Annotated in this window: 10 protein-coding genes; all 10 read left to right on the forward strand. The window is 32.0% G+C overall.

Going from position 1 to position 11123, the window contains the following annotated elements; genetic code table 11:
- The first annotated feature begins 3 nt into the window (after positions 1 to 3).
- The 10 genes from P5P90_RS11390 (at position 4) to ruvA (ending at position 11063) form a co-directional block, all read left to right on the forward strand.
- Positions 4 to 1362, forward strand: a complete 1359-nt coding sequence (locus tag P5P90_RS11390; protein WP_278034800.1) for a vanadium-dependent haloperoxidase — start codon at positions 4 to 6, stop codon at positions 1360 to 1362.
- Positions 1363 to 1377: 15 nt separating this feature from the next.
- Entirely contained in the window at positions 1378 to 2292 is a 915-nt protein-coding gene (locus tag P5P90_RS11395; protein ID WP_278034801.1) for a GyrI-like domain-containing protein, read from the forward strand.
- A 143-nt stretch (positions 2293 to 2435) separates the two neighbouring features.
- Positions 2436 to 3743 (forward strand): MFS transporter, encoded by a 1308-nt coding sequence (locus tag P5P90_RS11400; protein ID WP_278034802.1) that lies wholly within the window; start codon positions 2436 to 2438, stop codon positions 3741 to 3743.
- A gap of 17 nt (positions 3744 to 3760) precedes the next feature.
- Positions 3761 to 4330, forward strand: coding sequence for a carbohydrate kinase family protein (locus P5P90_RS14215; RefSeq protein ID WP_340696398.1), 570 nt, complete (start codon positions 3761 to 3763; stop codon positions 4328 to 4330).
- 20 nt (positions 4331 to 4350) lie between these two features.
- A complete protein-coding gene (locus P5P90_RS14220) occupies positions 4351 to 4686 on the forward strand; it encodes a carbohydrate kinase family protein (protein WP_340696399.1) in 336 nt (111 codons plus the stop codon).
- Positions 4687 to 4692: 6 nt separating this feature from the next.
- Positions 4693 to 6429, forward strand: coding sequence for an alpha-amylase family protein (locus tag P5P90_RS11410; RefSeq protein WP_278034803.1), 1737 nt, complete (start codon positions 4693 to 4695; stop codon positions 6427 to 6429).
- Positions 6430 to 6515: 86 nt separating this feature from the next.
- Complete coding sequence (locus P5P90_RS11415; RefSeq protein ID WP_278034804.1) at positions 6516 to 7763, forward strand: MFS transporter; 1248 nt, start codon at positions 6516 to 6518, stop codon at positions 7761 to 7763.
- Between the two features lie 19 nt (positions 7764 to 7782).
- On the forward strand, positions 7783 to 9651 hold the full coding sequence (locus tag P5P90_RS11420) for a trehalase family glycosidase (RefSeq protein WP_278034805.1): 1869 nt from the start codon (positions 7783 to 7785) through the stop codon (positions 9649 to 9651).
- 74 nt (positions 9652 to 9725) lie between these two features.
- Entirely contained in the window at positions 9726 to 10160 is a 435-nt protein-coding gene (locus P5P90_RS11425) for a CBS domain-containing protein (RefSeq protein WP_278034806.1), read from the forward strand.
- 321 nt (positions 10161 to 10481) lie between these two features.
- The gene (gene ruvA / locus P5P90_RS11430) at positions 10482 to 11063 is read left to right on the forward strand and encodes a Holliday junction branch migration protein RuvA (protein ID WP_278034807.1); all 582 of its coding nucleotides are present in this window, start codon (positions 10482 to 10484) and stop codon (positions 11061 to 11063) included.
- Positions 11064 to 11123: the final 60 nt, after the last annotated feature.

Here is an 11123-nt window from a genome sequence, read left to right on the forward strand (position 1 = left end):
AAAATGAAAGCTAAAATTTTTCTTTTAGGAATTGTGATTCTTTTTTTAACGTCTTGTAAAAAAGAAAAATCCATTGTTATTACAGCCAATGATTATTGTTCAGCTGTTGATACAGTAACAGGAATTATGGTTCATGATATTTTTTCTCCTCCTGTGGCTAGTAGAATTTATGTTTATCCTAATGTGGCAGCTTATGAGATTATTGCACAAAACAGTAATAAATATGAAAGTCTTCAGGGGCAGTTAAAAGGATTGGATTCTATTCCAGTTTTAGATCCTAAAAGTGGAGTCAACCAAAAATTAGCAGCTTTGATTGCTCACATGGAAATAAGTAAACAGCTTATTTTTTCAGAACAAGCATTGGAAAAATATAGGGATAGTTTGTATGAAAAATGGGGTTCCGAAAACCAAAAAGAATTTGAAGTATCAAAAGACTATGCGCTAAAAGTAGTAGATAGAATTAAAGCGTGGATGGGAAAAGACAATTACAAACAAACCCGAACCTTTCCTAAGTATTCTGTTCATACGGATCAAGCAGGAAGATGGCAACCCACTCCTCCCGCTTATATGGATGGAGTTGAGCCACATTGGGGAGAAATACGAACTTTAGTAATGGATTCTGCTTCACAATTTAAACCAAAAGCGCCTCATCCTTTTTCTACTGATAAAAACTCTTTGTTTTACAAAGAAGCTAAAGAAACCTATGATGTAGGTAATGAAATGTCTAAAAAATTATTAGCCATTGAAAACGCCAAGACAAATGTAATTCCGGAAGAATCAGCTATTGCTACTTTTTGGGATTGCAACCCGTATGCGACAGTAACACAGGGTCACATGATGTTTGCAAAAAAGAAAAACACACCCGATGCACACTGGATCAATATTACTAAGATTGCTTTAAAGAAAACAAAATCAAATTTTGAGACTACGGTTTTTGCTTATACAAAAGCATCAATAGGTATTTTTGAAAGTTTTATTAGCTGTTGGCATGAAAAATACAGAACCAATGTGATTCGCCCAGAAACCTATATTAATTTATATATTGATGAAAATTGGAAACCACAATTGCAAACGCCTCCTTTTCCAGAATATACCAGTGGGCATTCTGTCGTTTCGTCTTGTTCGTCCATTATTTTAACCTCTATTTTTGGAGATAATTTCAGTTATATTGATGATTCTGAAATCCCTTTTGGTTTGCCAAAAAGAAGTTTTCAATCCTTTAAACAAGCAGCTTCGGAAGCATCTATTAGCAGGTTGTATGGAGGAATTCATTACAGAGCCGCAATTGAGAATGGTGTAGTCCAAGGAACAAATATTGGAAACTATATTAATAGTAAAATCAAATTTTTTAAATCTAAATAAATCAAACATATTAAAATGAATACTAAGTTAAAGAGGTTGTCAGTTGTAGTTTTACTTTCTTTTTTAGGATGGTATTTTGTATTAAAGCAATCGGATTATACTATTACTTTTAAAGTTAATACCGCTACAGGAACTATTTTTCAAGGGATTGCGGAATGGACATCAGCTCAATCTAAAAACCAAAATGAGATTTATACTGTTTTAGAAAAAAGAAATTTTGATTTCATAAAACAATCAATGGTAAAAGATAATGAGGAATTTGTTTATACCTGGGAATTAAAGTCATTGAATGATAGTGTAACTTCAGTTACTGTTGGTATAAAAGATTTAAATCATTCAATATACAATAGGTTGACTGTGCCTTTTATTTCAACAAAATTTACAGAAGAGCAAATAGAGAAAATTAGAAATTTCAAGAGAGGTCTTGTAGAACATATCAGTAATTTTAAAGTGAAAATTGATGGTGAAACTACTTCAGAAGAAATTTTTGTTGCCTATATATCGATGGAAAGTGTTTTGCAGGAAAAAGCTCAGAAAATGATTATGAATGATATAGATATTGTTGGTTATTTGGATAGAAATAAAATTAAGATTATTGGATTTAGACCCTATTTAGAAATTGTTGATTGGAATCAGGAAAAAGAATTATTAAAATTTAATTATTGTTTTCCAATACCTAAAAACACAAAATATATTCCGGATCAACATGTTAAGTTTAAAAAAATCCCAGCAATGAGAGGTATTCAGGCAACGTATTTTGGGAATTATAGGACATCAGATAGAGCTTGGTTTGCCATTTTAGATTATGCAAAACGAAATAAAATAAAACTACAAAATAGGGTTTTAGAACATTTTTTAGCTAACCCATTTAATGGTGGAAATGAGTTAGAATGGGAGGCTAAAATTATTATTCCATTTGAAGATAAATAACTTAAGTTTAAATTTTTATTAATGTTTCGATAACGTTTTCGGGTTTAACGAAAACGTTTTTTATTTTAAATAATGACCATGTTATTTTTTTTAAATTAATTTTAAAAAAATAATTTAATGTCATTTAATAAATAGTCGGAATAATGGGATATAAATACAAACTTAGTTTTTGGCAAATCTGGAATATGAATGTCGGATTTTTTGGTATTCAATATAGTTTTGGATTACAACAAAGTGCGGTAAATCCTATTTATGATTTTTTAGGGGCAAGCCCTGATCAAATACCCTTGTTGAATTTGGCGGGGCCAATGACAGGATTATTAGTTCAACCTTTAATAGGTGCATTAAGTGATAAAACCTGGAGCCCAAGATGGGGAAGGAGAAAACCTTATTTTTTAATAGGAGCTATTTTGTGTAGTATAGCCTTATTATTGTTTCCTTTCAGTAGTTCATTATGGATGGCGGCAGGTTTATTATGGATTTTAGACGCTGGTAATAATACAGCGATGGAGCCTTACAGAGCCTTTATTGCAGATAAATTAGATGATGAGCAATTGCCTTTAGGTTTTCAAATGCAGAGCTTTTTTACTGGTTTTGGACAAACATTAGCTAATATTTCATTGTTTATTTTTCCAATGATTTTTATTGGCAAAACAGGGTCTCTGCCCACTTGGGTTTATGCTTCTTTTTTTCTCGGGGCTATTTGTTCTATTGGGACAATTTGGTGGAGTATGAGAACAACACAGGAAATTCCTCCCACAGCAGAAGAACTTGCTCATTTAAAGGAAAATAAAGGAGGCTTATTTGATCCATTGATAGAAATTTTTTCAGCCATTGGAGAAATGCCCAAAGTAATGTGGCAACTGGCATTGGTGTATTTGTTTCAATGGTATGCATTATTCTGCTATTGGCAAAATTCTTCCAAAAGTATCGCTTTATCCGTTTGGAATGCTACTCCTCAGAATAATCCTGTAGCATATGAGGAAGCAGTGAGCTGGACTGGTTTAGTGAACGGATGGTATAATGTGGTCACATTCATCTCGGCTTTTGCTTTAGTTGGATTTACTAAAAAATATAGTCCTAAAACGGTTCATGCTTTCTGTTTGTTATTGGCAGCACTTGGATTTTTAGCTTTTCCAAATATACATGATAAGAACTTTTTGTTTTTTGCAATAACCGGTTTTGGGATAGGTTGGGCAAGTATGATGGGGATTCCTTATCTGTTGGTTGTTTCTGAGATTCCCAAAGAAAGGTATGGTGTATATATGGGGATTATTAATATGATGATTGTTATCCCAATGATTATCCAAAATCTCTCATTTGGTTTTATCCTAAAACATTTTTTAAATAATGACTCCAGACTGGCAATAACTTTTGCAGGGGTATTATTGATTTTGAGTGCTGTCTGTACATTATTGATTAAAACAAAAAAAGCAAAATTAAGTGAATAATTCAAATAAATAATGAGATGGATAAAATAGATATCCTTTGTGTTGGAGAAGTGCTAGTAGATTTTATTGGACATCAGGAAGGTGTTCTTATTAATGAGACTAGAGATTATCATAGGTATTTAGGGGGGTCTCCTACTAATGTAGCAATGAATTCAACACGATTAGGTTTAAATACTATAATGGTTGCAACGGTAGGTAATGATGGTTTTGGTTCCTACATTACAGAACGATTAACTAGTGTTGGTATAAACACAAGCCACATTAAAATATTAGATGATAAATCGACTAGTGTAATTTTTGTTTCAAGATCTCAGGGGACGCCAGATTTTATTCCATATCGTGCAGCAGATTGTTGCATTTATGAAGAACAAATTTCAAGCGAAATATTATCTAATACTACTATATTTCATACCACTTGTTTCGCCTTAAGCAAAAATCCTGCACAAAAAACAATTTTAAAAAAGGCTCAAGAAGCTTATGATTTAGGCTGTAAATTAAGTATTGATGTAAATTATGCCAGAAAGCTTTGGAAGAGTCAAAAAAAGCGTTCAAGGTTATCAAAACCTATTGCCAATTCAATCCTTTAATAAAAATTAGTGAAGATGATATGTTGCGTCTTTTTGAAAAGGAACTTCCTCATGAAGAGATATTTCAATTTTTTCACGATCAGGGAGTAGATACTGTTTGCTTAACTTTAGGTAGTAAAGGAGTAAAATTATCTCAAAAAGGAAAAGAAGTGATACAATTGCCAGCTATTAAAATAGATAGAGTTATGGACTCCACCGGAGCGGGTGATGCTTTTTGGTCTGGATTTTTATTTGCGTATATCAAGAAAAAAACAATTAATGAATGTTTGGATATCGCGTTAAAATTAGCAGCTTTAAAACTGCAAAATGTTGGTCGATTACCGGATAACATCAATATCTTATCTAAACTTTTATAAAAAACAATGCAACAGAATAATAAAAATATCATTAATGGAGTAATGCTTAATGCATATCCAGACAGTATTGGTGAAAAATTTAGTGATACAGTTGACATGCTTAAAATGAACGAGTTTAAGGATGTATTTTCTTTGTTATACGTATTGCCTACCTTTTTTAATAGTGATTTAGACAGAGGTTTTTCTATTATTGATTACAATATAAATAAGGATTTAGTAAACCCAAAAGATTTAAAGGATTTAAATGAGCTTAATATAAAGCTGAAATTTGATATTGTATTAAACCACCTTTCTGTAGCTTCACCTCAATTTAAAGATTTATTACAACACGGAAATGAATCTAAATTCAAAGATTTTTTTATCAATTGGAATGAGTTTTGGGAGGGAAATGGAATAAAAAATGATGATGGAATTGTAATTCCTGAACCAGAGTTTCTAGATAAACTGTTTATGAGAAAGTCAGGTTTGCCAATATTAAAAGTGCGTTTTCCTGATGGTACAGAACAACCTTATTGGAATACTTTTTATCAACAAGTAACTTATAATCCAATTACTGTTCAGGATTTACAAAATATAAAAGGCTTAACTGAAGCGCAAAGTTTATTTATAGTTACTAAAATTAATGAAGCGATAGCCCATAATCAGGATTTTACGACCGTTAATTTTGAAGATTGCAGTGCTTTAAAACAAGAAATTGTAGCAATTGTAGAACAAAAGCGTTCTTACTTAGGACAAATGGATGTCAATGCTACATCGCCTTTAGTATGGGATTTCTATGAAGAAACATTAAAAAAATTAAATGGTTACGGTTGTAATATTCTTCGCTTAGATGCTTTTGCTTATTTGCATAAACAAGTAGGGGAATCTAATTTTTTTAATAAACCGGGAACTTGGGAATATTTAGAGCGTATCAAACAAATAGCGCAAAAAAACGACTTGATACTGTTACCAGAAATTCATGCGGAGTATGGTTTGCATTTACATGATGAAGTGGCCAATGAAGGATATTATATCTATGACTTTTTCTTACCTGGTCTAACGATACATACAATTGAAAATAAAACAAGTAAAGCGTTATTAAGTTGGGCTAAAGAAATTGTAGCTAAAGGATACAAAACAGTAAACATGCTTGGTTGTCATGATGGAATTCCTGTTCTGGATTTGAAAGGCAAGGAGGTAAATGGAGTTTACAACAAAGGATTGTTGGAAGATGCTGAGATAGAAAGTATCATGAACAAAATCATGGAACGTGGTGGTCGCGTAAAAAATCTTTACGATCCATCAGGAAAGAAGATTTCTTATTATCAAATAAATGCGACATTTTTTAGTGCTCTTGGTGAAGAGGAACAAAAGTTACTTCTTGCCAGAGTCATTCAAATGTTTATGCCGGGAATACCACAGGTTTGGTATCTGGATATTTTTGCGGGTAAAAATAATTATGAAGCGGCAGATAATGGTGGTAGTGCAGGTCATAAGGAAATTAATCGTACCACATTATCAATGCTCGACATTGAGCGAGGGTTAGAAACAGAAGTTGTAAAAAAACAATTAGAAATTATTCGTTTAAGAAATACCTCAAATGCATTTTTAGGTCAAGTAGAAATAAATGATACTATTGACGAAGTTATAGATATCAAATGGGTAAATGGTGATGCAGTTGTACACTTAAAGGCAAATCTTCAAACTACTGGTTTTACAATACAGCATACAGAGAATGGGATCACAAATAATATGAGTTTTTGAATCTCATAATGTATCCAAAATTTAAAATTGCAAGTCGGTAGTGGCTGCATAAAATATTGAAATCATAATTATAAAAAGGATTAAAAATGAAGAAAAGCACCGTTAAGATTGCTATGTATCTCAATTATTTTGTGTTTGCAATTTTGCTAAATAGCGTAGGAATTGTAATTCTAAAGTCTCAGGCTAATTATGGGGTCGATGAATTGCAAGCCAGTATTCTGGAAGCATTTAAGGATTTACCTATAGCAATTGTGTCTTTTTTGGTGGCTTCTTTTTTGCCTAGAATTGGATACAAAAGAGCCATGCTTATTGGTTTGGGATTAGTTGCTTTAGCGTGTGTTAGTATGTATTTTGGAAATTCTTTTACAGCTGCTAAAATTCTTTTTGCAACGGTTGGTGTTTCTTTTGCTTTGATTAAAGTTTCTGTTTATTCTCTTATAGGAACAGTAACAGAGAGTCAAAAAGAACACAATAGTTTGATGAGCAGTATTGAAGGGGTTTTTATGATAGGGATTGCATTAGCGTATTTCTTGTTTCCAGCTTTCAATTCAGATACGAATCCTGATTCATGGTTAAATGTGTATTGGTTATTGGCAGGGATTTCATTGGTTTCTTTTGTGTTTTTGTTTTTTACAAAATTTGAGAATCAGATGGAAATTCCAGGAGTGAATTTAGCAGATGATTTTGCTCAAATGTTGAAACTATTGGCTAAGCTTTTAACGATTGTTTTTGTAATTAGTGCTTTTTTGTTTGTAATGATTGAACAAGGAATCATGTCTTGGTTACCTACTTTTAATAGTAAAGTGCTGCATCTTCCGCAGAATATAAGTATCATGATGGCAAGTATATTGGCAGTGTCCTTGGCAATAGGACGGCTTCTTGCCGGTGTTTTGACACAAAAAATCAACTGGATTTGGGTGTTGAGTTTTTGCATTCTAATTGCAATGTTGATTGTGATTTTTATTCTCCCTAAAGCTGTTGGATTAGAAGTGAAAGAAATTAATTCACTTGGTGATATTCCTTTGATAGGATTCGCATTTCCATTAGTAGGACTATTTATTGCGCCTATTTACCCACTTTTAAATTCGGTTGTTTTGAGCGCTTTACCACAAAAAATGCATAGTTCCATGACTGGTTTGATTGTGGTTTTTTCTGCCTTGGGAGGGACTCTCGGTTCCAGAATTATTGGTTATTTGTTTAAAAATGAAGGTCCGGAAAATGCATTTTATTATACGTTGATTCCGATGTCCTTGTTGTTTGTTTCTTTTTTTATTCTAAAAAAACTTACTTCAAATAATACTCAGGAATTGAAGTTTAAAAACTTTAGTCATTAATAGTAATTAGTGTTTCAAAATGAAAATTTTACTTAATATAGAAAAGACATTCAGAGAACTTTTGCAGCAAGAGGATACTGATCAAGATAAAAAAATTACAAAAGACGATCTTGGTCCTAAAAGATTTGTTCTGGTGGATGAATTATCTAAAAAAGAACAAATTATAGAAGGAACCTATCATTTGTCTAATTTGCTTCAGGAATTGGCAACACTTAAAGAGAAAGGAGAAATAACTGCAGAAGTTGATTTAGATTCTATTATAGAAGAACCTGTTCAAAGAATATCGAGAAAGATAAGAGATGATTATTGGAATGAACTCACCCGTACAATTGATAAAAAAGGGTTGGAACAAATTCTAAAAGATGAAAAAACATCTAATGATATTGCAACACTATACGTTTCGGCCAAAGATAAACAAGGAGTTGCTTATTTTCAAGAATTAGAAAAAGAATTAAAAAGTTTTAAAGTAGCCATTTTGCCAGAGAATTATACAATGGATTATGTGGATACTTTAAATTCAAAACCAGGTATTTTAGCGCTGGCATTAGAAAAAAATAAATCAGAATTACAGGGAGTCCCTTTTGTTGTTCCCGGTGGTCGATTTAATGAGATGTATGGCTGGGATAGTTATTTTATTGCTGTTGGATTGTTAATAGACAATCAATTGGATAAAGCCATGGCTATTGCTGAGAATTTTAGATACCAAATCATTCATTATGGTAAAATTTTAAATGCTAACAGGAGTTATTATTTAACAAGGACTCAGCCTCCGTTATACTCTTCTTTGCTGGTTGATATATCCAAACAAAAAATACCTGATTTGAATTGGTTGAGGCTGCATTTGGAAACAGTGATATTAGAATATAATACCGTTTGGATGGTTCAAGGAGGAAGGTTGACTTCAACAGCTTTGAATCGGTATAAAGCAGATGGAGTGGGAATGCCTTTTGAAGTGGAACCAGGTCACTTTGATGATGTATTAATTTCGTATGCTAAAAAATATAACTTACCTATTAGGGAATTTGAAAAACAGTATTTGAACAGGACATTAGTTGATGCGGAACTCGATATGTATTTTGTTCATGACCGTAGTTTGAGAGAAAGTGGACATGATACAACCGATAGATTGATAAATACCTGTGCCAATTTAAATTCTGTAGATATCAACAGTTTTCTTTATAAATATGAAAAAGATATCGCTTACCTGATTAAAGAGTATTTTGATAATGCTTTTTTATCAGATAATTTGGTTCACACCTCTGAGCAATGGGAGCAAAAAGCCCTTGCCAGAAAAGAAAAAATGAATGAGTTGTGTTGGAATGAAAAGGCAGGAATGTATTTTGATTATGACTTTGTGAATAAAAAACAGCTTCCTTTTGAGGCTGCAACAACCTTTTTCCCTTTGTGGGCAAAATTGTGCAGCGAGGAACAAGCCAAACAATTGTTGGAAATTGCTTTGCCAAAATTTGTAAAAACAGGGGGGATTACCGGAAGTACAAAAACAAGCAGTATTGCATATTCTCATGAAAATGCTCCGCAAAGACAATGGGATTATCCTTTTGGGTGGGCACCACACCAAATGTTATTATGGGAAGGACTGATTAATTATAATTATTTGGATAAAGCACAAGAAATGGTCTACAGATGGCTTTGGTTAATTACCAAAAATGCTGTAGAATACAATGGAACCATTCCTGAAAAGTTTGATTTAGAAATTAGTTCCCATAAAGTATTTGCTGAATATGGTAATGTGGGGACAGAGTTTGATTATATTGCCAAAGAAGGATTTGGCTGGGTAAATGCTTCCTATCAATTGGGATTACAGATTTTAAATTGTAGTTTGAAACAGGAATTAAATAAAATGACTTCGCCGGAAGATTTATTTTAATCGTTTTTTTTGTAATAAGCTTAAGGTTTGTATGTTATTTTTTTTTAAATTTATATTTCTTTAAATTTTTTAATATGACTGTAAATCAAATATTAAGCACGAAAGGAAACGATGTGTATTCGGTTGTTTCTACTATTAGCGTATATGACGCTATTAAAATAATGAGTGAGAAAAATGTTGGAGCAATCTTAGTCATTGAAGAAGGTCAGCTAAAAGGAATTTTCTCAGAAAGGGATTATGCCCGAAAAATTATTCTGAAAGATAAGTCGTCTAAGACAACTATGGTTCAAGAAATCATGGTGAGTAATGTGTTTACTGTGCAGCCTACTGATGATTTGGATAATTGTATGGAAATGATGATTTCAAGAAGGATTAGACATTTACCTGTTGTAGAAGATGATAAAGTTATTGGACTGATTTCAATCGGAGACGTGGTAAAATGTATTATTGAAAAACAAAAAGAAACTATTCAGTTATTAGATTCATATATAAACGGAACACAATCTTGATTTAAAGAAAATGAATATTTTAAATCAGATATATTGTATAGCCACTCTTTTGAGTGGTTTTTTTTGGGGAATTATTTTCCTTGTTTTTTTAAAAGAATTAATAAAATGTTAACTATTTAAGTTAAGACTTCTATCTTTGTATATAAGATAAAACTGCTATTCTATTTTTTTAGAATTAAAAAGATGTAATAGTAAAAAAATGTTTCAATGCAAAGGAAGTACACGTTTGTAACAAAGTGTTGTTATGAATAACTTGTTTTTAAGTTGCTAAGGAGAGGCTAAAACAATCTTAATTAAACTTTTTCAAAAAATAAACATTAGATGATTGCGCATTTACAAGGAAAGTTAGTTGAAAAAACACCTACACATTTGGTTATTGATTGTGGAGGAGTAGGTTATGAAGTTCATATATCATTGTACACCTTTTCATTACTTCCTAATTCTGATTTCATAAAAGTATTTACTCATCTTCAAATCAAAGAAGATGCACATACTATTTTTGGTTTTGTAGAGAAATCAGAAAGAGAAATATTTAAATTGTTGTTGTCGGTTTCTGGTATTGGAGCAGGTATTGCCCGAACAATGTTGTCTTCGCTTGATCCAAAACAAATTACTCACGCTATTGCATCTGGGGATGTTACTACTATTCAAACCATCAAGGGAATTGGAAGTAAAACAGCGCAAAGAGTTATTTTGGATTTAAAGGAAAAAGTTTTGAAGTTGTATGATTTAGACGAAGTTTCTGTGTCGCAAAGCAATACAAATAGAGATGAAGCGTTATCTGCATTAGAAGTTTTAGGTTTTGTTAGAAAAGCTTCTGAAAAAGTGATAGATAAAATTGTAAAAGAAAATCCTGAGGCATCAGTTGAATCGATTATTAAACAAGCATTAAAAAGCTTATAAAGCACAGCAAAAACCAATTGTATGCATAAAATTTGTATTGTTTGGGCAGTTTTATTATGC

Source organism: Flavobacterium nitratireducens, assembly GCF_029625335.1.
GTDB lineage: Bacteria > Bacteroidota > Bacteroidia > Flavobacteriales > Flavobacteriaceae > Flavobacterium > Flavobacterium nitratireducens.